Source organism: Streptococcus sp. 2022WUSS037 (genome assembly GCF_044427225.1).
Taxonomy (GTDB): Bacteria; Bacillota; Bacilli; order Lactobacillales; family Streptococcaceae; genus Streptococcus.
In genome coordinates, this window is record NZ_JAOTGJ010000002.1 from 146937 (window position 1) to 170653 (window position 23717).

The 23717-nt window shown below is 40.2% G+C and carries 24 protein-coding genes and 1 pseudogene; 5 read left to right on the top strand and 20 right to left on the bottom strand.

Translation table 11 applies throughout. The features are described from left to right. Positions 1–43 precede the first annotated feature (43 nt). Positions 44–1552: a phosphomannomutase/phosphoglucomutase gene (locus ODU55_RS02135; RefSeq protein ID WP_398581694.1), complete on the top strand. Its 1509-nt coding sequence runs from the start codon at positions 44–46 to the stop codon at positions 1550–1552. Between the two features lie 389 nt (positions 1553–1941). On the opposite strand, the gene xerS is transcribed toward ODU55_RS02135, so the two are convergent. Then, positions 1942–3012, bottom strand: coding sequence for a tyrosine recombinase XerS (gene xerS, locus ODU55_RS02140; RefSeq protein ID WP_398581695.1), 1071 nt, complete (start codon positions 3010–3012; stop codon positions 1942–1944). Positions 3013–3165: 153 nt separating this feature from the next. On the opposite strand from xerS, the gene ODU55_RS02145 reads away from it, so the two are divergent. Next, positions 3166–3600, top strand: a complete 435-nt coding sequence (locus tag ODU55_RS02145) for a GNAT family N-acetyltransferase (protein WP_398581696.1) — start codon at positions 3166–3168, stop codon at positions 3598–3600. A gap of 31 nt (positions 3601–3631) precedes the next feature. On the opposite strand, the gene ODU55_RS02150 is transcribed toward ODU55_RS02145, so the two are convergent. From ODU55_RS02150 to ODU55_RS02165, 4 genes are all read right to left on the bottom strand, one after another. Continuing rightward, entirely contained in the window at positions 3632–4297 is a 666-nt protein-coding gene (locus ODU55_RS02150) for a SatD family protein (RefSeq protein ID WP_398581697.1), read from the bottom strand. Between the two features lie 193 nt (positions 4298–4490). After that, positions 4491–6065 carry a signal recognition particle protein gene (gene ffh / locus ODU55_RS02155; RefSeq protein WP_398581698.1) on the bottom strand — a complete coding sequence of 525 codons (1575 nt, stop codon included), beginning with the start codon at positions 6063–6065 and terminating at the stop codon, positions 4491–4493. Positions 6066–6077: 12 nt separating this feature from the next. Next, positions 6078–6410, bottom strand: coding sequence for a putative DNA-binding protein (locus ODU55_RS02160; RefSeq protein ID WP_002935001.1), 333 nt, complete (start codon positions 6408–6410; stop codon positions 6078–6080). 101 nt (positions 6411–6511) lie between these two features. Further along, a complete protein-coding gene (locus ODU55_RS02165; RefSeq protein WP_398581699.1) occupies positions 6512–7210 on the bottom strand; it encodes a GntR family transcriptional regulator in 699 nt (232 codons plus the stop codon). Between the two features lie 275 nt (positions 7211–7485). Between ODU55_RS02165 and guaA the strand changes: the two genes are divergently transcribed. Further along, positions 7486–9036: a glutamine-hydrolyzing GMP synthase gene (gene guaA, locus ODU55_RS02170; protein ID WP_014637936.1), complete on the top strand. Its 1551-nt coding sequence runs from the start codon at positions 7486–7488 to the stop codon at positions 9034–9036. A gap of 200 nt (positions 9037–9236) precedes the next feature. Here the strand turns inward: guaA and mcrC are convergent, their stop codons facing one another. Further along, positions 9237–10286: a 5-methylcytosine-specific restriction endonuclease system specificity protein McrC gene (gene mcrC, locus ODU55_RS02175; RefSeq protein ID WP_044769200.1), complete on the bottom strand. Its 1050-nt coding sequence runs from the start codon at positions 10284–10286 to the stop codon at positions 9237–9239. Then, a complete protein-coding gene (locus tag ODU55_RS02180; protein WP_398581700.1) occupies positions 10283–11968 on the bottom strand; it encodes an AAA family ATPase in 1686 nt (561 codons plus the stop codon). Before ODU55_RS02180 ends, mcrC begins: the two co-directional genes overlap by 4 nt. Positions 11969–12163: 195 nt before the next feature. On the opposite strand from ODU55_RS02180, the gene ODU55_RS02185 reads away from it, so the two are divergent. Both ODU55_RS02185 and ODU55_RS02190 read left to right on the top strand, forming a co-directional pair. Beyond that, entirely contained in the window at positions 12164–12952 is a 789-nt protein-coding gene (locus ODU55_RS02185; RefSeq protein ID WP_398581701.1) for a hypothetical protein, read from the top strand. Between the two features lie 116 nt (positions 12953–13068). Then, the gene (locus ODU55_RS02190; protein WP_277839945.1) at positions 13069–13926 is read left to right on the top strand and encodes a hypothetical protein; all 858 of its coding nucleotides are present in this window, start codon (positions 13069–13071) and stop codon (positions 13924–13926) included. Between the two features lie 20 nt (positions 13927–13946). On the opposite strand, the gene ODU55_RS02195 is transcribed toward ODU55_RS02190, so the two are convergent. The 13 genes and pseudogenes from ODU55_RS02195 to ODU55_RS02255 all read right to left on the bottom strand — a co-directional run. Further along, complete coding sequence (locus tag ODU55_RS02195; RefSeq protein WP_398581702.1) at positions 13947–14300, bottom strand: HIRAN domain-containing protein; 354 nt, start codon at positions 14298–14300, stop codon at positions 13947–13949. A gap of 21 nt (positions 14301–14321) precedes the next feature. Continuing rightward, entirely contained in the window at positions 14322–15071 is a 750-nt protein-coding gene (locus ODU55_RS02200; RefSeq protein ID WP_398581703.1) for a DUF6287 domain-containing protein, read from the bottom strand. A 16-nt stretch (positions 15072–15087) separates the two neighbouring features. Then, on the bottom strand, positions 15088–15846 hold the full coding sequence (locus ODU55_RS02205) for an SDR family NAD(P)-dependent oxidoreductase (RefSeq protein WP_398581704.1): 759 nt from the start codon (positions 15844–15846) through the stop codon (positions 15088–15090). A 101-nt stretch (positions 15847–15947) separates the two neighbouring features. Continuing rightward, complete coding sequence (locus ODU55_RS02210; protein ID WP_002934990.1) at positions 15948–16547, bottom strand: lysozyme family protein; 600 nt, start codon at positions 16545–16547, stop codon at positions 15948–15950. Then, positions 16548–17522, bottom strand: coding sequence for a nucleoid-associated protein (locus ODU55_RS02215; protein ID WP_398581705.1), 975 nt, complete (start codon positions 17520–17522; stop codon positions 16548–16550). Next, positions 17522–18781 carry a serine hydroxymethyltransferase gene (gene glyA / locus ODU55_RS02220; RefSeq protein WP_398581706.1) on the bottom strand — a complete coding sequence of 420 codons (1260 nt, stop codon included), beginning with the start codon at positions 18779–18781 and terminating at the stop codon, positions 17522–17524. The genes ODU55_RS02215 and glyA overlap by 1 nt, the downstream gene beginning before the upstream one ends. 13 nt (positions 18782–18794) lie before the next feature. Then, the gene (locus tag ODU55_RS02225) at positions 18795–19226 is read right to left on the bottom strand and encodes a GNAT family N-acetyltransferase (RefSeq protein ID WP_398581707.1); all 432 of its coding nucleotides are present in this window, start codon (positions 19224–19226) and stop codon (positions 18795–18797) included. Between the two features lie 86 nt (positions 19227–19312). Next, complete coding sequence (locus ODU55_RS02230) at positions 19313–19795, bottom strand: hypothetical protein (RefSeq protein WP_398581708.1); 483 nt, start codon at positions 19793–19795, stop codon at positions 19313–19315. Positions 19796–19817: 22 nt separating this feature from the next. Beyond that, a complete protein-coding gene (locus ODU55_RS02235; RefSeq protein WP_398581715.1) occupies positions 19818–20411 on the bottom strand; it encodes an L-threonylcarbamoyladenylate synthase in 594 nt (197 codons plus the stop codon). Beyond that, on the bottom strand, positions 20404–21237 hold the full coding sequence (gene prmC, locus ODU55_RS02240) for a peptide chain release factor N(5)-glutamine methyltransferase (RefSeq protein ID WP_398581709.1): 834 nt from the start codon (positions 21235–21237) through the stop codon (positions 20404–20406). Before prmC ends, ODU55_RS02235 begins: the two co-directional genes overlap by 8 nt. Continuing rightward, positions 21237–22316 (bottom strand): peptide chain release factor 1, encoded by a 1080-nt coding sequence (prfA, locus tag ODU55_RS02245; RefSeq protein ID WP_002943195.1) that lies wholly within the window; start codon positions 22314–22316, stop codon positions 21237–21239. Before prfA ends, prmC begins: the two co-directional genes overlap by 1 nt. Positions 22317–22706: 390 nt before the next feature. Then, a complete protein-coding gene (locus ODU55_RS02250) occupies positions 22707–23282 on the bottom strand; it encodes a thymidine kinase (RefSeq protein WP_099832767.1) in 576 nt (191 codons plus the stop codon). 253 nt (positions 23283–23535) lie between these two features. Then, positions 23536–23717 (bottom strand): annotated as a pseudogene (locus ODU55_RS02255) (DDE transposase); the annotation flags it as partial.

Below are 23717 nucleotides of genomic sequence, written 5' to 3' on the forward strand. Positions count from 1 at the left end.
TAGATTATGATATACTTGACATAGATTGAATTAGGAGGGCACTATGTCACATCATCACGTACTACAAAACGGATCGGATATTCGCGGTATTGCTATCGCTACAGACGAATATGCTGTCAATCTCACTCCACAAGCCACCAAGGAAGTAGTTCGCGGACTTATTCATTGGCTAACTCAGAAGCCAGAACTAGCGCAGACCTATCAAAAAGGCCAATTGACCATCGGTATCGGTCGAGATAGCCGTCTCAGCGGTCCAGATTTGGTTTCAGCCTTTACAGAAGAAGCCGTTCGTCTGGGGGTTCAGCTGATTGACTTTGGCATGGCCACCACGCCAGCCCTCTTCATGAGCACCCAGTACCCGCAGTTCAAGTGCCACGCTGGTGTCATGATCACTGCCAGCCACCTGCCTTATTACTTCAACGGCATTAAGATTTTTTCTGAAAATGGCGGAGCAGAGCACGAGGATATTGACTTCATCCTCTCGCATAGTGAATACTTGCCAGCTTCTTCCCTTGGAAGTGTGACCACCGCAGACCTGATGACACCTTATTCTCAAGACCTCGTAGGCAAAATTCGCTCAGCCTGTGACGGACAAGAAAAACCACTTGCCAATCTCAACATTATCGTCGATGCTGGAAACGGTGCAGGCGGATTTTTTGCTGAGAAAGTTTTGGCAGAATTGGGAGCAGATACCACAGGTTCACAATTCCTAGACCCAGACGGAACCTTCCCAAACCATGTTCCAAACCCAGATAACAAGGAAGCCATGGAAAGCATTCGTCAGGCTGTCTTGAAGCAAGGGGCAGATCTTGGTATTATCTTTGATACCGACGTTGACCGTGCCGCCCTGGTCACCAAGTCAGGAGAAATTCTCAATCGTAACAACCTGATTGCCGTCCTCAGCCAGATTACCTTGGCGGAACACCCAGGAACCAGCATTGTGACCAATTCTCCAACGACTGAACACCTGAAAGTCTTTATTGAAAGCCTGGGCGGCAAACAAATTCGCTATATTTCAGGCTACCGTAATGTCATCAACCGTGCTATTTTAGCCAACCAAGAGGGAGTTGATTGCCAGTTGGCTATCGAAACCTCTGGACACGCTGCCTTTAAGGAAAATTACTTTCTTGATGACGGAACCTATGTGGCGGCTAAGATTCTCATGCTCTTACCAAAACTACAAGCGGAAGGTAAATCCTTGGACGACTTGATTGCCCAGCTCAAACAACCTCTTGAAACCCAAGAAGTGCGGTTCAAACTAGAAGCAGAAGATTATCGCGCACTGGGTGAACAGGTCATTGCTGACCTCCGTCAAACCAGCCTCGAAGGCTTTGCTTTTAACCCAGAAAACGAAGAAGGAGTGCGGTTTGACCTGACCGAACCTTATGGTGACGGCTGGCTCTTGCTCCGTATGAGCCTCCACGAGCCACTCTTGGTCTTGCAGGTGGAGAATGACCAGGCTGGACATATACCTGCTGTTCTGCGTACACTCTCAACCTTTTTGGACCAGTACCCAGCTGTCAATCAGGACAAATTGAAAGAATTGATTTAGATTTAGTAGAAAAAGGAGTGGGAGTGGGGAAGAACTCGACAAATAAAAAAAGTTCCCCTCACTTCCAAACAGTAGGTTAGGGCTAAAATAGTCCACCGGACTATTCTACTCCCACCCCCGCACAGCTCCAACAGTCAGAGTAGTGACTGTTGGAGGTTGGAAATAAGGCGAACTCTGTTCGCTTCAGTCGTATAGGTCGGATTTGGAGTGTGAAACACGAAGTGCTGAGATTTGCGAAGCAAATCTTATCTCCCACCTTTAACAGTCTCCTAGACTGTTAAAGCCAATCAACCACTGCGCTGAGATGTTGACACAAACTTTTAGTAGTGGAGTTGGATTTGATTCCAGCTCTTTTAATATTTTATTTACATAATTAAATTTACGCAACATCACAACTGATCCAGTGCATTTTTCTGCTCATCGTTGACGATATGGGTGTAGAGGTCAGTGACCTGAGTATTGGCGTGGCCCAGCTGATGACTGACCAGAACTTGTGACTTGGTGGCGTCGTAGAGCCGTGTTGCCAGCGTGTGACGGAGTTTGTGGGGTGTCACACGTATCTTGAAGTCCGCAGAGTACTTAGCCACCATTTTTTCAATAGAAGAAGCGTCGATACGATTGGGCAGACCGCGGTATTCGGATAAGAAGAAGGCTGTATCCGTTTTTTCAGCCTTGTAGCGTTGCTGACGAATGCTCATATAGGCTTCCAGATAGGGCTTAGCAAACCCAGCTACATTGACCGAGTCCCGTTTACCACCCTTACGGGTTACTTCGATCATCATCATATTGAGGTTTACATCTCGAAGGTCCAAATTAACCGCTTCTGACAGACGGACGCCAGAAGCCAAGAGAAGTGCCAGAATCGCCAAATCCCGCTCCTTATTTTTCTGGAAGGAGGAGAGGGCACGTTTGGATAACTTTACCTGGTATTCTTTATCGACATAGTCCAAGAACTCCATCGTTTCATTGCCCAAAAAGAGCTTTTGCTTGATGTTCTCTGCCCGCGCTGCCAAAGTTTCCTTCTTCTTCTTGGTGGACACCTTCTTCATGACATTGCGGTAGAAGTAGGGCTCGCCCTGCTCATTTTCCACTTCTTCGGTTAAATACTTGAAGAGACTAGATAGGGCCGAGAGGGTACGGTTAATGGTGGTCTGCGACACACCATTCTGCGTGGTATTGGCGTTCAGCAAGGGACGCTCTCGCAGATATAGAATAAATGCCTCCATATCTTTCTTGGTCAGATGCTCCAGAACATCCAGCGGAATGTCAGCAATCCGTTCAACAGCGACCAAATCTGAATCCTGTAACCACTCAAAAAAACGACGGTATTCTTTCAAGTATTCGTACAAGGTCGTAAAACTGTAAGGCACAGCCAATTTTGACTGATAATATTCCAGAACATACCAAGGCATAATTTCCTTCAGTTGATCAATTTTTTCCAATAATAACTCGCGTCTCATCATTTTCTCCTGATTTTTAGCTATATGAGTAGTATAGCATAACCTTATATAAGTTTCAAGAAAATTATAGTTTTTCGGAAAGATGTATGTATGTGGGTAATAGTAGATAACCAAAAAAATTTTTATACAAATAAATACGAAAGGATGGTTCTTATGCTTGATTTTATTCCTATCAACCCAGAGAATTGGCGAATTCCTTTATCAGTTTCTCCTGACCAGGCTGAGTTTGTTGCGGATAAGGTGACGACTTTGGCACGTGCCTTTGCTTATCGGATGTTTGATAGCCAAGCTTATTTGATTTACCAGCAAGATTGTCCGGTTGGCTTGGTGTTATATCATGATTATCCTGATGGTCAAGCTTATCTCATATCTGAATTCTTTATTGATGCCACCTATCAGCGACAAGGTTTGGGGCGTCAGGCCATGACACAGTTACTGGAAACATTCCGCTCAGAAAGAAAATTTTCAGCTGTTCAGCTTTGCATTTTATCCCAAAACAACCCAGCCAAAACCTTGTATCAATCGCTTGGCTTTGTTGAAACTGGCGAATACGATGAAGATGAAATTATATTACGATTAGAATTCTAAGGAAAAGTTTACACAAAATAAATTATGTAAATTAACTTCTTTGACTGAGCTGTAGGATTAAATCCATAGCTGTTTTTCGATTGCGGAAATAGAGTTTTATCCCACTGGATTTCAAACGTTTGGTAAAGGCGCTTTGACTGAGTTTCATTTTCTCAGCAATTGGCTTTTGTGTGAAATCTTCTTGATAGATTTTTTGGGAGATTAAGGTTTCAAACAGATCCGTTTGCGAACGATTCCAGGCAGCTTTGATGAAATCGCTAGAAGTTAGCAAGGGGTTGATCACACGATTGATTTGCTTGTACTCCGAAGAAAATGAGAGCTTGCTACTACCATAATCATCCTTATCAAGAATAAACTCAATCGCCTTCTGTGCTTCCCAATAAGCTGGTCCATCTACTACAGTACCTTGTTTGGGATCGATAGGTGTTAGAATTTCCCCTAAACCAATTCCAAAACGGATTTCAATCTGGTCACGAAAAGCCAACTGAATTTGGTCAATCATCAAAAATATATAAGGGTTAGGCTTGCATAAGGCCTGAAATTCATCTCCCCTAATGATTGTAAATGGAGATGCCAACTCATCTGAAAAAGAACGGTTGATTTTATTTAAGTGCAGGTTCAATTGTTCTTGCCTATTGCTAAGGTTGGTAACGTGTTGAAAATTGATTATTTTTCCAATTATTGCGATATAATTCATTGTTTTCCCTTTATTTGTTACTATATGTGCATTATAACGGACATTATTTGATTTGTCTATCAAAAAGGATATTTTTAACTCTTTCCGTTATAAGAGAAAGTTTCGATGTTCGAAAATCACTTTATCTACTCTGCTACTCCTATTCTTATTGCTGTAGCATTAGCTATTTTGACTGAAAAGTAAAAAGAAGAGATTATTTTCTCTTCTTTTTGGCTTTCTTGATTTTATTGGCTTGGCGCTTCATGGCTTGTTTCATAGCAAACTCGCCGATTCTACCTTTCAAGCCGCCTCCAAACATTTGGGACATATCTGGCATGCCAGCTCCTCCCATTAGTTGGCTCATATCAGGCATTCCTGCACCGCCCATCATATCTTCAAGTGCAGACATATCCAAACCGTTCATATTTGGCATATTTTTAGGAAGATTATTTGGGTTGATTCCCATTTGTTTCATCATTTTGTTCATGTCGCCTGACATGACACCCTGCATCATGGTTTTTGCCTGATTGAAATCCTTGATAAATTTATTGACTTCGACAAAGCTATTTCCAGAACCGTTAGCAATACGACGACGACGGCTAGGTGTTAACAATTCAGGATTTTCACGTTCGGCTGGTGTCATAGAAGATACGATAGCTCGTTTTCGTGCAATTTCACGCTCGTCAATTTTCAAGTTGGCAAGGGCTGGGTTACCAGCCATACCTGGAATCATCTTCAGCAGGTCTTCCATTGGTCCCATATTCTGAACTTGGTCCAATTGAACGATGAAATCGTTGAAATCAAAGGTATTCTCACGCATTTTTTCAGCGAGTTCCAATGATTTCTTCTCATCATATTCTTTGCTGGCTTTTTCAATCAAGGTCAGCATGTCACCCATGCCCAGAATACGTGAGGACATACGGTCTGGGTGGAAAGTTTCGATGTCGGTGATTTTTTCACCAGTACCGGTGAATTTGATTGGCTGACCAGTAATGTGACGGACAGACAAGGCTGCACCACCACGTGTATCGCCGTCAATCTTGGTCAAAATCACACCAGTAATAGCCAGTTGATCATTGAACTCACGCGCAACGTTGGCAGCTTCTTGACCAATCATGGCATCGACGACCAAGAGGATTTCATTTGGATGAGCAAACTCTTTGATTTCTCTCAATTCGGCCATAAGGGCTTGGTCAATTTGCAAACGACCGGCCGTATCAATCAGGACATAGTCATTGTGATTGGCTTTTGCTTGCTCCAAACCTTGACGAACGATTTCAAGTGCTGGAACCTGGTTTCCCAATTCAAAAACAGGGACGTCAATCTGTTGACCAAGGGTTTTCAACTGGTCAATGGCAGCTGGACGATAAATATCGGCAGCAATCAAGAGTGGACGGGCATTCTCTTCCTGCTTGAGTTTGTTAGCCAACTTACCTGTGAAGGTCGTTTTACCAGCACCCTGTAGACCCGCCATCATAATGATAGTTGGAATTTTTGGTGATTTGATAATTTCTGAAGTTTCAGACCCTAATACAGCCGTCAATTCTTCATCAACGATTTTGATGATTTGTTGAGCAGGGTTCAGAGTGTCAATAACTTCATGACCAATGGCACGTTCACGTACTTTCTTGATGAAATCTTTTACAACTGGAAGAGCAACGTCAGCCTCTAGCAAGGCTAGGCGAATTTCCTTGGTTGCTTCCTGAATATCAATCTCAGAAATTTTTCCCTTACGGCGCAGATTTTTAAACACATTCTGCAAACGTTCTGTTAAGCTTTCAAAAGCCATATACTTCTCCTCTTATTCTCTATTATCAATACTGGTCAGAATAGCGATTTTTTCCTTCAAATAAGCATCTTCTGGATACTTATTCAGTATTTCATCGAAAATCTGGCTACGCACCACATAGTCGGAATACATATGTAGCTTCATCTCGTAGTCTTCCAGTAATTTTTCTGTTCGTTTAATGTTATCATAGACCGCCTGACGGCTGACTTGAAATTCTTCAGCAATCTCAGCCAAACTGTAATCATCGGCATAATAGAGCTCGATGTAGTTCATTTGCTTGTCTGTTAGCAAGGCTGCGTAGAATTCAAATAAGGCATTCATTCGGTTGGTTTTTTCAATTTCCATAAACTTTATTATATCAAAAATTCCATATTTTATAAATAAGAAAATCCGTCATCACTAGAAAGATTACGGATTTTAAAACGTTTTACATAATTATTTTTATGCTAACTATTTTCTAAATAGAATTCGAAACGTTCTCCAACGTACTGACTATTTACAAATTCAAATGCTTGACCATCTTCGAGATAAGATACCTGTTTTAGTGCGAGAATAGCCTGGTTTTTAGAAATTTGTAAATATTGAGCAACTTTGTCATTGGCTAAACGAGCAAAAATGGTTTGTTTGCTCGTTCCAATTCGATAACCATTGTCTATAAGTGTTTTAAAGAAATGGTTGGTAACATCTTCTTTGGGGACATTTTTTATCAAGCGTTCAGGAATGCTGGCAACCTCATACACGACAGGAACATTATCTGCATAGCGGACCCGCTCCATTCGAATAACATACTCGCCACGGGATAAACCTAATTGTTCAACTTCTTTCTCATTAGGTTTGGTTCGTGTATAGGATAATAATTTGCTGCTTGGCGTCTTTCCTTGGAGTTGTACTAATTCAGTAAAGGAAGTCGTGCCTCGCATCTTTTCTTGAACCCGTGTACTGGCGACATAAGTACCGGAACCAATCTTGCGTTGTAGCACCCCTTCCTCCACTAAAAGTGTGATTCCTTGACGGAGTGTCATACGAGAAACACCAAATCCATCTGCTAAATCGCGTTCACTTGGTAAACGTTGACCAATTTTCCAGATTCCGTTATCGATTTGTTCCTTAATTTTATCGTGAATTGTGATATATGCTGCTTTCATTTATCTAGCCTTTCTCTTCTTTCTAGTTTACCAAAAATAAAGGCGTTTGGCTAATTCAGGCCACACTCTATTGGTAAAATTCTCCTAGGCAAACAATGAAGTCAGATTACCTAAAATAAAGTTAGTAAAAACAATAAAAATACGAACACTAACATTTTTATTATCATTCATAGTTTGCAAAACAGATATTTAACAAATAAAATTTGGAAAATGTTCGCTTTTATGTTAAACTAACTACTAGTATTTGAATTTTTTTCAAAACGAAAGGGAAAAACATGACAAAACAAGATGTCCAAAAAATTATTGTATTGGATTATGGTAGCCAATACAATCAGCTCATTTCACGTCGTATTCGTGAATTTGGTGTCTTTTCAGAATTGAAAAATCACAAAATTACTGCTGAAGAAGTTCGTGCCATCAATCCGATCGGTATCGTTCTTTCAGGTGGTCCAAACTCTGTGTACGCAGAAAATGCCTTTGATATTGATCCAGAAATCTTTGAATTGGGTATTCCTATCTTAGGGATTTGCTATGGTATGCAGTTGATTACCCATAAATTGGGTGGTAAAGTTGTTCCTGCTGGTGAGGCTGGAAATCGTGAATATGGTCAATCAAATCTTCAACTGAAGACTGAATCAGCGCTTTTTGCTGGAACACCAGAAGAGCAGCTTGTACTCATGAGCCACGGTGATGCTGTAACTGAAATTCCTGCTGATTTCCACTTGGTTGGTCTGTCTGCTGACTGTCCTTTTGCTGCTATTGAAAATACTGAACGCCGTATCTACGGTATCCAATTCCACCCAGAAGTTCGTCATTCTGTTTATGGTAATGACATTCTGAAAAACTTTGCGTTTGGTATCTGTGGAGCCAAAGGCGACTGGACAATGGAAAATTTCATCGAAACAGAAATCGAAAAAATCCGTCAAACAGTTGGTGACAAGAAAGTCTTGCTCGGTTTGTCAGGCGGTGTGGATTCGTCAGTTGTTGGTGTCCTGCTTCAACGTGCTATCGGTGATCAATTGACTTGTATCTTCGTTGACCACGGTCTTCTTCGCAAGAATGAAGGTGATCAAGTTATGGAGATGTTGGGTGGTAAGTTTGGTCTCAATATTATTCGCGTTGATGCTGCCAAACGTTTCCTAGACCTTTTAGCTGGCGTATCTGACCCTGAGAAGAAACGTAAAATCATCGGTAATGAATTTGTTTACGTATTTGACGATGAAGCGAGTAAGTTGACTGATGTTGAATTCCTAGCGCAAGGAACACTTTATACCGATATTATCGAGTCAGGAACGGATACTGCTGAGACAATCAAATCTCACCACAACGTTGGTGGTCTGCCAGAAGATATGCAGTTCAAGTTGATTGAACCGCTCAATACTCTCTTTAAGGATGAAGTTCGTGCCCTCGGTACTGCTCTTGGTATGCCAGATGAGGTCGTGTGGCGCCAACCATTCCCAGGACCAGGCCTTGCCATTCGTGTCATGGGTGAAATCACTGAGGAAAAACTTCAAACCGTTCGCGAATCTGACGCTATCTTGCGTGAGGAAATTGCAAAAGCGGGTCTTGACCGCGATGTGTGGCAATATTTCACGGTTAATACTGGCGTTCGCTCCGTAGGTGTCATGGGAGATGGTCGTACCTACGACTACACTATCGCCATCCGTGCTATCACTTCTGTCGATGGAATGACAGCTGACTTTGCCAAACTACCATGGGATGTTCTTCAAAAAATCTCTGTCCGCATCGTAAACGAAGTAGACCACGTCAACCGCATCGTCTATGATATAACAAGTAAACCACCAGCAACAGTTGAGTGGGAGTAAATTAGTCCAGTGGACTAATTTACCCGACACCTGAAAACAAGAAAGTGTCGCAAGCCTTGGGAGAGGCTCTATCAGCCAGTCTATCAAGACTGTTTTACCTGACGCTCCAAAATAGGAAAGAGTCTTATAAAAAAACAATCAAAGGGTAGTTTAGTGCTACTACTTTGATTGTTTTTTTGTTTTCTAGCTTAAAACTCTAACTAGTACCGTTTTGGAGGGGATAGAAAATGCGATGTAATGATGTCATCCAGTTGTTCAGCAATGCTTGCAAACTGCAGGTTTAAGTCCAAATTTTTGACACTAATCTGGTTTCCATGCATTTGGTAGACCTGATTAGGTTGAATATCTATATCGGTTTTAGCGTATAGAAGCATTCCTGCTACTGTATCGTTTGTATCTGACAGGCGATAAGCCTGATTTTTCACATAGGTAAAAATTTGGTATAGATTATTTGAATGGAGTGTGCGCTTATCAAAGCGAATCTGTGTGTTACTAGAATAATATTTAGCATCAATAATCAATATAGTATCTTTATATTTGAGGTAAATATCACTCTGCATGATGGGGAGCATTTCTCCAAAACCATCATCTAGTGCCCAAGGTATCTGAGAGGCGGTAACCTGTATTTGGGGATAATGCTTTTTATAATATCCAAGAATGAACTTCTCATATAGCAAGGATTCCCTTCGCTCATCAAGAAAATTCATCAATTTCTTATTCCCCTCCCTCTCTGTATGAATTAATCCATTCACCACCAAATAGCAGATTGACATTAGTAATTGATACGACTGATTGTTTCGATTATATTGTAAATTCCAATTGATTGAGTGCAGATTAATTTTTGAGACTTCTCCAAAGAAAACTAAGAGTTTTCTCAATTTCTTTTTCCTGTCCCTGCTTATATCAGCTTTTAGCAGTATCTCAATGCTTGCTTTGATAATGCGATTCATTCTACTGTCAAGAGAAAAATCATCGTATTGGCAAACAAGTTGCTTTCTACGCCAATTCGGAGGTGTTAAAGATTCAGAGATATTTATTTTACCTTTAAGTGCTGAGAGTGACTCGGTTTGAGAACGATACTCTCGACCAAGTCCTCTTTTCACCTGTATCGAGAGGCTGATTATCATTATTTCCGCCAGTAGATCTGCAGCATTTTTAAATTCTTCAGTAGCAATCCGTTTATATTCCTGCTTATGAAGGATTTTGAATGCGTAGGATAGCATATAGTAGATATTTTGGACAGGTATCACTGGATGGCACTCCTTAACTTACTACTCCAATCATGAATTTTTGTCGGTTCATCAAACCAATATTCTTTCAAGAGGGGAATCAGTTCATATTCAACAATGGCTTCTAGCAAACCTTGGTCCAGTACTTCTGCCGATAAACCGCAGAAGTAACTATGCCCAATACAGAAGCTATCTCCTAGTACTTCCTCTGTTGAAATGGCCTGATTTAGCTTTTCTACACAGGAAATGAGTCTATCGAATTTTTCGTTTTTCAGATTTGTTTGATAATCTTTGAATCCCGCAGTTGAAAAAACTGGCTTAATGTCAAAGAAGGCAAAGCGTCGTCTCAGTGCATAATCAAGTAGGGCTAAACTCCTATCTGCGGTATTCATCATGCCGATGATATATAGATTTTCTGGAATTGAGAATTGCTCATCCGAGTAGAGGAGCTGTAAAGACTTGCCTCGTTTGTCATTTTCTATCAGCATAAACAGTTCACCAAAAATTTTGCTCAAATTTCCCCTGTTTATTTCATCAATAATAAAGAAATAATCATGACCCTTGTCAGATTCTGCTTTTTTGCAGAAAGTATAGAATGCCCCTCTTCTCAGCTCAAAGCCACTTGTCGAAGGTCTAAAGCCCATGATGAAGTCCTCGTAGGAATAGCTTTGGTGAAACTGAATTGTCATGACCCTTTCTAAATCTGGTTTACCCATTAATGAAAATGCTAGGCGTTCTGCAACAAACGTCTTTCCAACTCCTGGTGCTCCTTGTAAGATGATATTCTTTTTCATTTGGAGTATGGAGGTTAATTGATCATACTCTTCTTCTGTCATATAGACTTCTGATAGAAAGTGATTTTTCGTATAGCTATCTTCTACTACCTCTTCTCCACCTATCTCGTTTCCAGTATCAGCTTCCTCAGCCAGTGGAGAAATTGTTCCAGCACTTCTTTCCTTCTCTTCTTGATTGTATTTCCAAGCCATGGATGATAATTCTTTAAAATTTTTCAGTTTGCTCTCTGCACTCTTTAAATATTGAAGTATAGAATCTGAAATATCAAAATACTCATCAGCAGAAATTTTTGACTTCATCTTTGGCAATTTTTGGACAATGTCAGCAGGAATCTCCCCAGACTCATACACATACGTTTCATTTTGACTATCTAAGTTCAAGAAAAAGTCAGGAGCAATCCAATACAAGGCCATCGTAATCTTGCTGTTGCCATTTCCTTTCTTGTTTATAGCCAAATCAAAATAGTGTGAAAATTTTTCTTTCTTCTCAGCCGTAGGCTCCTTGCTATAGGTCAAAGCAGCAATGAAAAGTTCCCATAAGTCATCAATATCTTTCTCATCACGATCTCCGATAAAGTAATAGAAAGTCGCATTCTGATTCATCAGTACCGGTATGCTTTCAAAAGAGGATGGGATTTCCGCTTGGAGGTGGAATAATTCTGCTATAGCTGTCAGAATTTTGATGCGATTCTCTTCTGTTATTCTCTTATTGAAGATTCCAAATATCGTAAAAGGATCAATATCCATCAGTTGATTGTCCTTTTCTAACGTGGGCATATGTATCTTTGTTTTGGTATAGATAGCTTTTACTTTCTCAACCAGCTCTGCTCTATTATCTTTATAGTCTACTAATTTCCAAGCAAATTCCTTATAAAAGTTTACCCAATTGAATTGGTTTTGTTCATCCATAGTATCCTCCAACGGTGTTGTATCTACACCTATTAAATTATGAGTTCGAATTTACCTATATTTTATCATTAAACATTCCTGTCGTAAACTTAGAATTTATATACTTGTGTAACCGTTTAATGCGGTACCTCAAAATAGTTGCTTTTGATATTTTTATATGATAATATGTGACTGAAAACGTTTTAGAAAGGTGTGATGGCTGTGCTGAAATACTCGAAAGTGCTGTTACTTGTCTTGCTTATTGCCACTGGACTATCTTGTATCGGAATCTACTGGCTCGGAAAAGAGCAAAATCGACTATTAAATGAGCAGTTTCATTCCTTGAACATACGTATTATTAATGATCTAGGAACAAAAATTGATGCCATTGGTGGTCCGCAAAATCCGCGTATCATTGGATTCTATCAACAAGATGCCACTACTGCTATCAGCCAGCGGATTGGTACAGCTTCTGAGGAGGAATTGAAAATAGCTAAACCTGACAATCTATTCCAGAAAGAGTGGATTGTTCTCTACCCTCAAACGCGCAGCAGTCCCTTTGAAAATACTTCTGCTTATGCAGTCATGAAAACCAGTATCAAGGCTGACTGGCTCCATGTGACTACTTCGTCAGAGACGGAATTAGATATTTTTTATGAGAAGGCAGATGAAAGCTTGCTGACCTTGGAAGACTTGGTGCAAGACAAGGAGAGTTTTCGTACTACACTAAAAACAATCCTAGTTTCAGCTAAAAATGAGGCTGAAATTCAAGTTCAAAAAGATATTTTAGAAATGTTTGAGAGTGATGATTGGTCTGCTATTCCCTTTGCTTACACTGAAAAATCTCTGATATTGGAGAAAGCTATCATTTCAATCTCTGCATTTGTAGATAGTTTAAATCCCTACTATTTTTCAGAACAAACCCTTGCAGATTTGCGTTTATCAGAAGAATCGCGCCAGGCTTTGGAAGATTCGGTAGATAAGACAATTATCACCTATCCTTGAATAAACGGTGGGAGTGGGAAAGTCGTCATGGATGTCTTTCCCAGCTTTTTTTATTTTTGTTTAACAAATTAAACATTTTTGTGGATTTGAAAAATATTTTTTGTTATACTTGTGTTATGAAAACATCAACACTTGGAAAGTTACTAGAGTTACCAAATTTTCACCACTTCTACACCGTTCCAATTAGAGAAAATACGGAGTCTTCTGGAAATTATATAATTGTTTTTGAACAGGACAAGCAACCTGTATTTGTTGATTTGAAAAATGAGACTGGTCACACTCGTGAGGTACGCTTTGCCAGTCATTTTGACAGCGCCGGTCTTCTGGTCGGATTAGGAGCCATTCCTATCAATTATTGGTCTACCTGCCAGATTCTTGGTGTGAAGAAAAATAATAATCGACGAGGACTTAGTCTATCTAGTCTGATGGATGGTTATGGACGTCTACCTATTTTTAAGGAAATGGCAGAGCGTTATAGAGCGCGTGGACAATCAACCATTTATGACCCCTACCGTTATTCATATACTATTGATGAAAAGAAGGTTATTAAGGATAATCAATTAACCCTTATTCCAAAGAAAGAATACGAAAAGATAAAAGATTTTCATCCTTTTTTGCAAACAAAGCATGGAAATGTTTATGCAGTTCCTTGTTTCTATCAAGACAGGAAACGAAATCAGATTACTAAAATCTATATTATGGGCTGGTACTTTTATGAGAAGCAATTAAAAATATCTTGGAAACCTTCTCATTCTCGTAAAAGCCGCTGGCGTTCTTCTCTTGTTTCAGTTGATAAATTATCGGACCGCTTCTTCTTTCAAGGAGAATTGTATAAAAAAGGAACCTATCCAGTGTTCCTTGAAGACCTCACAATAAAAAATAAGGCCTACCAACATCGCCTGGATAGGGAGTTTGCAGCCTTTTTAAGTATTATTGAAGAACAAAAACGGAGGGCACAGCTCCGTGTTAAGTAGAAAATGGTTAGGTTGGTAAATTACCGACTATCATTTTTACGATTATCTTTTAGTTTTACAACGACTCGAAACTGGCGATCAGGATGATTTTCTGTATTAGACATCTGAATACGTGCCTCTAGAATATTGCTGTGTCCAAAATAGATTAATCGACTGATTAGTGAGTTTTTATCCGATGGAATATATCCTAACTTTGTGCCCTGATAAAAGATTGCTACAGCTTCTGAGTCATGTGGGTTTGACGGCTCTCCGACTAGCTGAACAGGTGTTCCTGGTTTGAGTTGGTCGATTACATCTAGTCCATCATAGTAGGCAAAGGCTGCCAAATGAAAATCTTGCACATTGCGTGTTGGTTCAAATGATGTGAATGTCATGTCTAACCTCCTAGAGAATCATTATGGTTGATAAACAATTTGATAATCTGCATTGATAATGACACCGTTTTGGTAAATAGTATAACGGGCATTATCATCGCCTTCCAAAATATTATAAGGAATAGATTCGGTGCGCGTGTAGTTACCTTCAATGACGCGCCAATTGTTTTCGCCTAAAATTGAGTTGGCATAATCAATCGTTTTTGGTCCACTATCCAACTGGACGCCTGTTTCAGTATTTTTTAATGGGTCTATACCGCTAGTGGCTGAATTGGTCAAGCGATAATAAACATCTACTACGTCTGCTGCTATTTCTTGGCTTATTACAATCATTCTATCGCGCGTAGAGTCAGTAGTGTCTGTCTCAGTTGTATTTGCTTGTGTTCCTTTGGGAATCATTAATAGTGTTACATCGCCAATCGTTGCGTCTACATAGCCTGTTTCAAAAATTCCATCAGTTATTTTTCCGCGGCCAAGTAAGGATTGGCTATCTGCTACTAATCCTTTGCTATTGAAGACTAGTGAATTTCCTTGGCTATTTTGCCAGGTGCCTAGTATACTGTCGTAATTGCCTTGCATTAGAGCATCTATATCCATAGAACTAAGAGAAATCTCACGTTGGATTGTTGATGAAGTGCTTGTATTGGCATTAGAAACCTGGGTATCAGCAGTTGAGGTACTTGCGGAACTGCCCTTCTTTTCAGTTTGACAGGCAGAAAGTGACATGATAGTGAGCAAGCCAACAGCGAGTGCTAAATATTTTCTTTTCATTCTAGCTATCTCCCCTCTAATCTCTATGAATAGTAAAGCCAGTTGCCTGCTTGGTTGCCATAATGGTCATATCAGAAATCTGCACGTGTGCAGGTTGATTTGCAACAAACAGAGTACAGTTGGCAATATCATTTGCTTGAAGAGCATCAATTCCTTGATAGACTGTCGCTGCTCTATCTTTATCTCCATGAAAACGGACTTGGCTAAAATCAGTCTCGACGATACCGGGTTGTAACGTAGTCACCTTGATATTTTTATCAATCGTGTCAATACGGATCCCGTCTGAAAGCACCTTGACAGCTGATTTGGTTGCAGCATAGACAGCAGCTCCTGCATAGGCGTAAATACCGGCTGTTGATCCAATATTGATAATATGCCCCTCATTATTTTCAACCATTTGTGGCAATAACTGACGTGTCACAGTTAGTAATCCTTTAATATTGGTATCAATCATTGTCATCATATCAGTCAAATCATAGTCTTGGAATTTGTCCAATCCCAATGCCAGGCCAGCATTGTTTACCAAAATATGAATTTGTCCAACTTCTTCTAAGATTTTTTGACAATTTACAATCGTTTGTTCCATATTTGTAACATCAAATGAATGAACTGATACCTGAACATGGTATTGCTTTTCAATATCTTGCTTAATTTCTTCTAGTTTGTCCAATCTTCGTCCTGTAATGATGATATTATCACCATTAGCAGCAAATACATAAGCGATTGCTTTGCCAATGCCACTACTTGCACCTGTAATCAATACATTTCGTTTCATCACTCTGTCTCCTATTCTCTTTATTATACTACAATTTTACCTAGTTTGTAAAAATGCTGTAGTTAAAAAACTCATCAGATTTCCGATGAGTTTGATAGGTATTAAAATAAATTAATGAGGCGCATCAGGTGCATATTAAAACGAACCTGTCTAGCATAGTAGATATTTCCACCATTTACATATAACTTCCCACCATTTAGCAAAGCCAAAGGATGAAAATAGGTATACGTTTCTTCTGTAGTATTCCCTAAGCTTGGTGCTACTACTGTTCTGGAGTATTCTTTCGCTAAAGAGAGTGTATGTTCTCCACCATGCTCAGCAATATAGTCAATATAGGCTGGACCGAAATTATATGCCTGAACTGCTGTCCAAACCTCTACTCCTTTTTCCTCAGCCAACCGTAGGTTTTCTGTCAGGTAGATAATTCCTTGCCGGATACTCTCTCTACTATCCGTGATGGTGTTAGCATAGCCAGTAGCGGACTCACTTGATTGCATGACATCTGCTTCTTGTCCCTTGGTTTCTGTGTAAATCATTGCCAGGACTAGTTCTTCATTAGCTGGTGTGTCGTTTTCTGCCAATACTTCTTGTACCATAGTTTGATAGGTCATCACTTGCTTGACTGCACTGTAGGTTTGATAGAATTTGTAACCGAGAAAAATCAGCAAAAGAAGTATCAGCGTACGTATCAGTTTTTTCATTTACTTGCTCTTTATGTCTTCAATATTTTTGATAAGAATAGAATAGGTTCCGTTGTCATTTTGAATAAATTCAACTGATTCTGCATCCTCATAGATTGCATTTGGTACAATCAACTCAATTCCGTTTGATAAAGATAGCTTCTGATTTTCAAATTTCTTAAGTTGACGGCTACTATCAATTTCATCGAAGGAAATCTTATCAGGTATGACCTCTTTCAGTTGATCGACGAAATTTAAACGAGCAGTCAGGTTGTTATCGAATAACTGATCAGCCAATTTTTCAGGTGAAAGCTCGTTATCTTCTTCCAAATTGTTGAAAATAGCTGACTTGACTTTCGATTGAAATTGAAAATCACCTTGATGGAAATTATCAGCAATTTTTTGAGCTGTCTGTTCTACTGCTTTGATTGATTTTTTTGCAGAAATAGCTGGTGTAACTTGCAGAAGATTATCTGAGAAATAATTGAGGAAGGCTCCATTATGTTTGATTCTTTTCTCAATCAAATGATACTTCCGCGTTTGAAGATTGACAATCAAGGCCTCATCAGGTGCTGAACCTGCTCCAGGTAAATTATTCTGGGTGATTTTTAAAGGACTCCCGCTTTCTGAACCAACGTGAGCCAAATTTTCACGTAAGGCAATTCTTAGAAAGGCGAAATGCTCCACACCATTTCGTTCAAACTCGATAAAGATTAAATCATTGGTCTTGATATTTTCAGAAATGGAAAACTCTTCTTTCCAGATACCAGCAATTTTGACAGAATTGGTCAGTAAATCTTCTTGTAAGTAATCAAGAAAAGGATTGTCTGGCTCAAACTGTCCAGTTTTTGCTTCATCAGAAAAAACACGCTCGATTTTCTTGCGCAAGTATTCTTCTATCTTTGGACTGACAGTCAAAAGCTGGTCAGCAAGGACCAGCTCAGTGTCGTCAGGACTAAATTGATGTATAATAGCTTTTTTTACAAATATATCCATTATAAACCTTCATAAAGTGGGTAGCGGTCTGTCAAAGCACGTACTTCTTGACGAACTTCCTCTAGAACGGCTTCATTTTCTGCATTTTCAAGGGCTTTGATTGTCAACTCAGCAACCTTGCGAGCCTCTTCGACTCCAAAACCGCGAGCTGTAATGGCTGCAGAGCCAACACGGATACCGCTTGTTTTGAATGGTGAGAGTTTTTCGTAAGGAATTGAGTTTTTGTTGAGAGTGATATTCACTTCATCCAAGAGATGTTGTGCAACCTTACCGTTCTCAACAACTTTTGTCACATCGACCAAGAAGAGATGGTTGTCTGTGCCACCTGTGATAACCTTGAAATTAGGGTTGGCAAGGAAGACTTCTGCCATAGCCTTGCTGTTCTCAATCACTTTCTGAGCATAGTCTTTGAAAGCTGGGTCCAAAACTTCTTTGAAAGATACGGCTTTTGCAGCAATAACATGCTCAAGTGGACCACCTTGGATACCAGGGAAGATAGCTGAGTTGATTTTCTTGATAAGGGCTTCATCATTGGTCAAAATCAAACCGCCACGAGGTCCACGAAGAGTTTTGTGGGTTGTTGTTGTTGTGATATGAGCGTGAGGAACTGGGTTTGGATGGAGGCCAGCAGCTACAAGACCTGCAATATGGGCCATATCCACCATCAATTTTGCACCAACTGCATCTGCAATTTCACGGAATTTAGCGAAATCAATGGTACGGGCATAGGCTGAAGCACCTGCGACAATCAATTTTGGCTGTACTTCTTTTGCTTGCTCTAGAATTGCATCGTAATCCAGCAAACCAGTCTCTTCATCTACGTTATAAGCAACGAAGTTATAGGTTTGTCCAGAGAAGCTAACCGCAGCGCCGTGAGTCAAGTGACCACCTGCTGACAAATCCATCCCCATCACTGTATCGCCTGGTTCAATCAAGGCCATGTATGCAGCACAGTTGGCTTGGCTTCCTGAGTGTGGCTGAACGTTAGCAAATTTTGCACCGAATATTTCTTTAGCACGTTCAATAGCTAAACTTTCAACTACGTCAACGCATTCCGTACCGCCATAGTAACGACGACCTGGGTAACCTTCTGCGTATTTATTGGTCAAAATAGAACCTTGAGCTGCCATAACAGCTTTAGAAACAACGTTTTCAGACGCAATCAATTCGATATTATTTTGTTGGCGTTTTTCTTCAGCTTGAATAGCATCCCAAACTTCTTTATCGAAATCTTTGTAGTCAACTTTGTCAAAAATCATGTGCGGTACTCCTTTATAAGTGCTTGATAAAGCGATATTGTAATTTGTCAGATTCATATCCCAAATGCTCGTAAAAACGATGGGCTAGTTTACGGTGTTCAGCTGAATTGAGGCGAATGAAAGATAGTCCTTTGTCTATAGCTAGTTTTTCAACTGCTTGCAACAACTTTGAACCAATTCCCATACCTTGGTATTCTGAAAGAACAGCCAATCCTAGAATATTAAGACCACGATTTGAATACAGACTTTCATAGATTTGAGCATGAATATAGCCTGATACTTGACCAGTTTCATCGTCCTCAAAAACCAATATAGTATGTCCATTAGTCTCTGAACAACGTTCAAATTGTATTTCTGTTTGCTCAAGAGGCACATCGTAGCCCAAGACTTGTGCATTTATTTCTCTAATTGCTGACAAATCTGCATACTCAATATTTCGAATCATGTCGTAATCCTCGAATTCCGTAGCATGAATTACTTCCTAAATTTTTTGTAGTCAACTTTGTCAATAATTATGTACGGTAATCCTGTCTATTTCTTTGTATTATTGATGCCTAAAATTGTTAAACCAATGGCCAGACTTCCAACTATAAAGTAACCAGCTGTATTTAGCAATTTTCCTAACCACTCTTTATTTTTAGAATCTAGTGAGTCAAGTTTTTCAATAATATCTTGCATTTCGGACAAGTAATATTTCTTTTCTTCAAAAGTTAGATGTTCATCTTCTAACATTCTTTCCAAAATATTCAATTTTTGTTTACAGGCTTCGAAAATAGTTTTTTGCGTTACTTCGTTGCTCTCCATAGCCTTGTCAACAACAATTTGAAATTCTTTAATAGTGGTCTTGGCTCCATTAATAAACTCTGGAAATTGTGCTACTATTGCTTTAGCAACTTCTGGATCAACTTCAGCAAGTTTTGAATTTAATTCAAGAATATCTTCTTTAGAAAACTCTCTAAAGTTAACTTTATTAAATCTTTTAAGTAGTGCCTTTTCTTGTTTATTATATTCCATAAAGTCAATCCTCCAAAAAATTTTACTCAAATTCTATTTCAGGGACAGCAGCTTGGATTTCTTCGCAGCTGATAGCACCTTGGCGTAAAATTCGCGCTTTCTGTCCAGAAAGGTCCAAAATCGTTGAATCAATACCTGTCAGAGCTTGGTCATCCTCAATGCCAGGCAAATCAACTGAAAATTGTGCCTGGATGTCCGAAAACTTCTTGCCACTTTCATTTCCTGAAATATTGGCGGATGGTCCAATAAGTGGTCCAGTCTCCGAAATCAAACGTAAGGTTTGTTCGTGATTGGGAAGACGAAATCCAACAGTATCCAGACCAGAATTAACCCAAAAAGGAACGTTATCGTTCGCTTTCAGGATAATCGTTAGCGGTCCTGGCATAAACCTATTATACAGTTTTTCCAGATAATGGGGTGGATTTTGACTGAAAAAATAAATATCGTTCAGATTTGAGACATTTAAGTTCATTGCCTTGTCCCTAGGTCGCTGTTTCAACTGATAGACGCGATTGACTGCATCTTCATTCAAGGCTTGGGCAAAAAGCCCGTAGACTGTCTCAGTCGGCAAAACCACGGCTCCACCATTTTCAAGGATTGTTCGGAGTTTATCCATTGTCATCCGCGACGACCTTTCTATCCTGTCCAAATTGGTCTTTGAGGACTCGAATTCGCTTTTTGGGGAAATGCAGAGCGAGTAAGTCAGTTAGGTCTTGCCCTTGCTTGTAGCCAATTTCAAAGTAGAGTTTTCCATTTTCCTTCAAAAATGCGCCTGCTTGCTCCGCAATTTGTCTATAAATAGCCATGCCATCTTCTTCCGCAAATAAGGCCAGATGTGGCTCAGAAGTCAATACATTGAGTCCAACTTCATCTGTGTCATCTGGTGAGATGTAAGGCGGATTGGAAACGATGATGTCAAAATGCCCTGTCACTGCTTGCAAGACATCCGATTCTAGAAAGTGTACAGAGACTTGATTAGTTCTTGCATTTTCCTGAGCCACTGCTAGGGCATCCTTTGAAATGTCCACCGCAACCACTTCCCAATCAGGTCTAGTTTTTGCAAGGGAAATAGCTATGGCACCGCTTCCTGTACCGATGTCTAAGATACGCAAACCTGCTCTGCTATTTTCCTGCAAAATCAAATCGACTAATTCTTCCGTTTCAGGTCTTGGAATCAAGACTCGCTCATCTACCGTGAACTCCAAGCCATGAAAATCAGCCTTGCCGATAATGTACTGGGCAGGTCGGTGCTGGGAAAGTTGCTGAAAAATCGCATCAATCTCTTCTTTGTCAGTCGGTGTAACTTCCTGACGGAGCAGGAGGAGAAATTCCGCAAAGTTCAGTCCCTTTAAGCCACGAAAGGTGAAGGACAGGGATTCTGCCTCTTCACCGATTGCGACTAATTGTTCTTCGTATGCTGCAAATAATTGAGCGTAATTCATTATTTGTTAAGCTCTTCTAGTTTTTGCGTTTGATCGTAGAGAACAAGGGCATCAACGACTTCGTCCATCTTACCTGACAAGATGGTATCGAGCTTTTGCAAGGTCAAGCCGATACGGTGGTCTGTCACACGGTTTTGTGGGAAGTTGTAAGTACGGATACGCTCTGAACGGTCACCAGTACCGATGGTAGATTTACGCTCTGCATCCTGCTCATCTTGGGCAATCTGGGCAAAGTGGTCAGCTACACGGGCACGGATAATCTTCATGGCCTTTTCACGGTTTTTCTGCTGGGTCCGTTCTTCCTGCATTTCTACCTTGATATTGGTTGGTAAGTGAACGATACGCACGGCAGTCGCAACCTTGTTGACGTTCTGACCACCGGCACCAGATGCGTGGTAAATATCGACACGAAGATCTTTTGGATCGATGTCATATTCCACTTCTTCAACTTCTGGCATGATAAGAACGGTTGCTGTTGAGGTGTGGACACGTCCCTGGCTTTCTGTCACAGGGACACGTTGGACACGGTGAGCTCCTGATTCATACTTGAGTTTTGAATAAACGGATTGACCAGAGACCATGGCAACCACTTCCTTGATACCGCCGACACCATTATAAGAAGCCTCCATGACTTCAAAACGCCAGCCTTGACCTTCTGCATATTTTTGATACATGGTCAAGAGGTCACCAGCGAAGAGGGCAGCTTCATCACCACCTGCGGCGCCACGGATTTCCAAGATGATGTTTTTGTCATCGTTAGGATCTTTTGGCAAGAGAAGGATTTTCAGCTTTTCTTCGTAAGCTTCTTTATCAGCCTTAGCTTGTTTGAGTTCTTCCTTAGCCATTTCCTCCAAGTCAGCATCACCAGAAGATTCTTTAATCATCTCTTCTGCATCGATAATGTTTTGAAGTACAGTCTTATATTCGCGGTAGGCTGTTACTGTGTCACGAGTTGCCGCTTCTTCCTTAGACAACTCCATAAAACGCTTGGTATCGCTGACTACATCAGGGTCAGACAACAATTCACCAAGTTCCTCGTAGCGATCTTCCACCGCCTGTAATTGATCGTAGATGTTCATAATTTTAAGATATTAAGGGCGTTAAACGAACAAAGCAAAAATAGGAGTTTTGACGAAGGACGAAAGCATCCTAGGAAAAACTATCTTTTTTGCACAGTTCGTAGCCCGAATTCAGTTCCTTTCTAAAAATTTGGAAAGAACACACTTCTAGTTAGCTTGTAGGGCGTGTTCAGTTCTATTAAGATACAAAGCCCGTTAAGCAAGCACAGTCAAAATAGGAATTTTGACCAAGTGTTACAAACACTTGGAGAGATTATCTTTTTGACACAGCTTGTAGGGCGTGTTCAGTTCCTTTCTGTAATATGTAGGTCATGAAACAGGCACAGTTCGTAGCCTATTTTCGTTTTTTTTCAAAAATCATACCTTCAGCCATCGATCTAGAACCTTGGGTTACAATTCAATCTCCGGTGAAAAATAATGTTTGCGACAGACAGGAATATAGGTTTCATTGCCACCAATTTGGATTTGTTCTCCTTCATAGGTAGGTTTACCGTCTTGTGTTCGCAAAACCATGGTGGCTTTTTTAGAACAATATTGGCAGATTGTTTTGATTTCATCTAATTTATCAGCCAATAAGAGCAAATGTTGGGAACCTTCAAATAGTTCATTTCGGAAATCATTTTTAAGACCGAAAGCCATAACGGGTACATCTAATTCATCGACTACGCGAGCAAGTGCGTAGACATGATGACGTCGAAGAAATTGTGCTTCATCAATGAGAACACAGTAAGGACGCGGTTCCATTTTTTCGATAAAACCAAAGATATCCATATCATCGTCAATCGCTACCGCTTCACGTCGCATACCAATACGGCTTGAAACAACGCCAAAGGCATCACGAGTATCCAAGGCAGAGGTCATGATGACAACGGGCTTGCCTTGCTCTTCATAGTTATGGGCTACTTTAAGAATTTCAATGGTTTTGCCAGAATTCATCGTCCCATATTTATAATATAATTGAGCCACTTTTCTCTTTCCAATCTTAAAATTTCACTCTTTCCATTTTATCATAATTTGACCATTTAGGAAATAGAAAAACAAGCCGAATCATTCCCGTAGTTCGTATTTTATCCAATTTGTTACCGTCCAAAAGAAGATTCTAACGACTTTCCTTATCTCACAATTGGTCTACAATATTCGCTAGTGCCCTTTTTTCCAATAAAATGCAAAAAAAAGGGCGCAATAACCCCTTGTTTGTGTGGTGATTTTTTTGAACCAGTTAAACTACCCAGCTCGCAAGCTGAGTCCTTGTCCCAGACTTAGCTTTCCTTAAGGCAAAGCCGATCATGACTAAAAAGCTCATGGCAACAGCTAAACTCATCTTCTTTAACCCTCGAATAGTATGGGTCTCAAACCTAAAGTCTCTGTCTAAGCGTCCATTCACTCGCTCCACAGCGGTTC

What these genes read in the sequence shown, in the direction of transcription:
- ODU55_RS02135 (WP_398581694.1), top strand. Translation starts at nt 44, where the DNA reads ATGTCACATCATCACGTACTACAAAACGGATCGGATATTCGCGGTATT.
- xerS (WP_398581695.1), bottom strand. Translation starts at nt 3,012, where the DNA reads ATGAGACGCGAGTTATTATTGGAAAAAATTGATCAACTGAAGGAAATT.
- ODU55_RS02145 (WP_398581696.1), top strand. Translation starts at nt 3,166, where the DNA reads ATGCTTGATTTTATTCCTATCAACCCAGAGAATTGGCGAATTCCTTTA.
- ODU55_RS02150 (WP_398581697.1), bottom strand. Translation starts at nt 4,297, where the DNA reads ATGAATTATATCGCAATAATTGGAAAAATAATCAATTTTCAACACGTT.
- ffh (WP_398581698.1), bottom strand. Translation starts at nt 6,065, where the DNA reads ATGGCTTTTGAAAGCTTAACAGAACGTTTGCAGAATGTGTTTAAAAAT.
- ODU55_RS02160 (WP_002935001.1), bottom strand. Translation starts at nt 6,410, where the DNA reads ATGGAAATTGAAAAAACCAACCGAATGAATGCCTTATTTGAATTCTAC.
- ODU55_RS02165 (WP_398581699.1), bottom strand. Translation starts at nt 7,210, where the DNA reads ATGAAAGCAGCATATATCACAATTCACGATAAAATTAAGGAACAAATC.
- guaA (WP_014637936.1), top strand. Translation starts at nt 7,486, where the DNA reads ATGACAAAACAAGATGTCCAAAAAATTATTGTATTGGATTATGGTAGC.
- ODU55_RS02180 (WP_398581700.1), bottom strand. Translation starts at nt 11,968, where the DNA reads ATGGATGAACAAAACCAATTCAATTGGGTAAACTTTTATAAGGAATTT.
- ODU55_RS02185 (WP_398581701.1), top strand. Translation starts at nt 12,164, where the DNA reads ATGGCTGTGCTGAAATACTCGAAAGTGCTGTTACTTGTCTTGCTTATT.
- ODU55_RS02190 (WP_277839945.1), top strand. Translation starts at nt 13,069, where the DNA reads ATGAAAACATCAACACTTGGAAAGTTACTAGAGTTACCAAATTTTCAC.
- ODU55_RS02195 (WP_398581702.1), bottom strand. Translation starts at nt 14,300, where the DNA reads ATGACATTCACATCATTTGAACCAACACGCAATGTGCAAGATTTTCAT.
- ODU55_RS02200 (WP_398581703.1), bottom strand. Translation starts at nt 15,071, where the DNA reads ATGAAAAGAAAATATTTAGCACTCGCTGTTGGCTTGCTCACTATCATG.
- ODU55_RS02205 (WP_398581704.1), bottom strand. Translation starts at nt 15,846, where the DNA reads ATGAAACGAAATGTATTGATTACAGGTGCAAGTAGTGGCATTGGCAAA.
- ODU55_RS02210 (WP_002934990.1), bottom strand. Translation starts at nt 16,547, where the DNA reads ATGAAAAAACTGATACGTACGCTGATACTTCTTTTGCTGATTTTTCTC.
- ODU55_RS02215 (WP_398581705.1), bottom strand. Translation starts at nt 17,522, where the DNA reads ATGGATATATTTGTAAAAAAAGCTATTATACATCAATTTAGTCCTGAC.
- glyA (WP_398581706.1), bottom strand. Translation starts at nt 18,781, where the DNA reads ATGATTTTTGACAAAGTTGACTACAAAGATTTCGATAAAGAAGTTTGG.
- ODU55_RS02225 (WP_398581707.1), bottom strand. Translation starts at nt 19,226, where the DNA reads ATGATTCGAAATATTGAGTATGCAGATTTGTCAGCAATTAGAGAAATA.
- ODU55_RS02230 (WP_398581708.1), bottom strand. Translation starts at nt 19,795, where the DNA reads ATGGAATATAATAAACAAGAAAAGGCACTACTTAAAAGATTTAATAAA.
- ODU55_RS02235 (WP_398581715.1), bottom strand. Translation starts at nt 20,411, where the DNA reads ATGGATAAACTCCGAACAATCCTTGAAAATGGTGGAGCCGTGGTTTTG.
- prmC (WP_398581709.1), bottom strand. Translation starts at nt 21,237, where the DNA reads ATGAATTACGCTCAATTATTTGCAGCATACGAAGAACAATTAGTCGCA.
- prfA (WP_002943195.1), bottom strand. Translation starts at nt 22,316, where the DNA reads ATGAACATCTACGATCAATTACAGGCGGTGGAAGATCGCTACGAGGAA.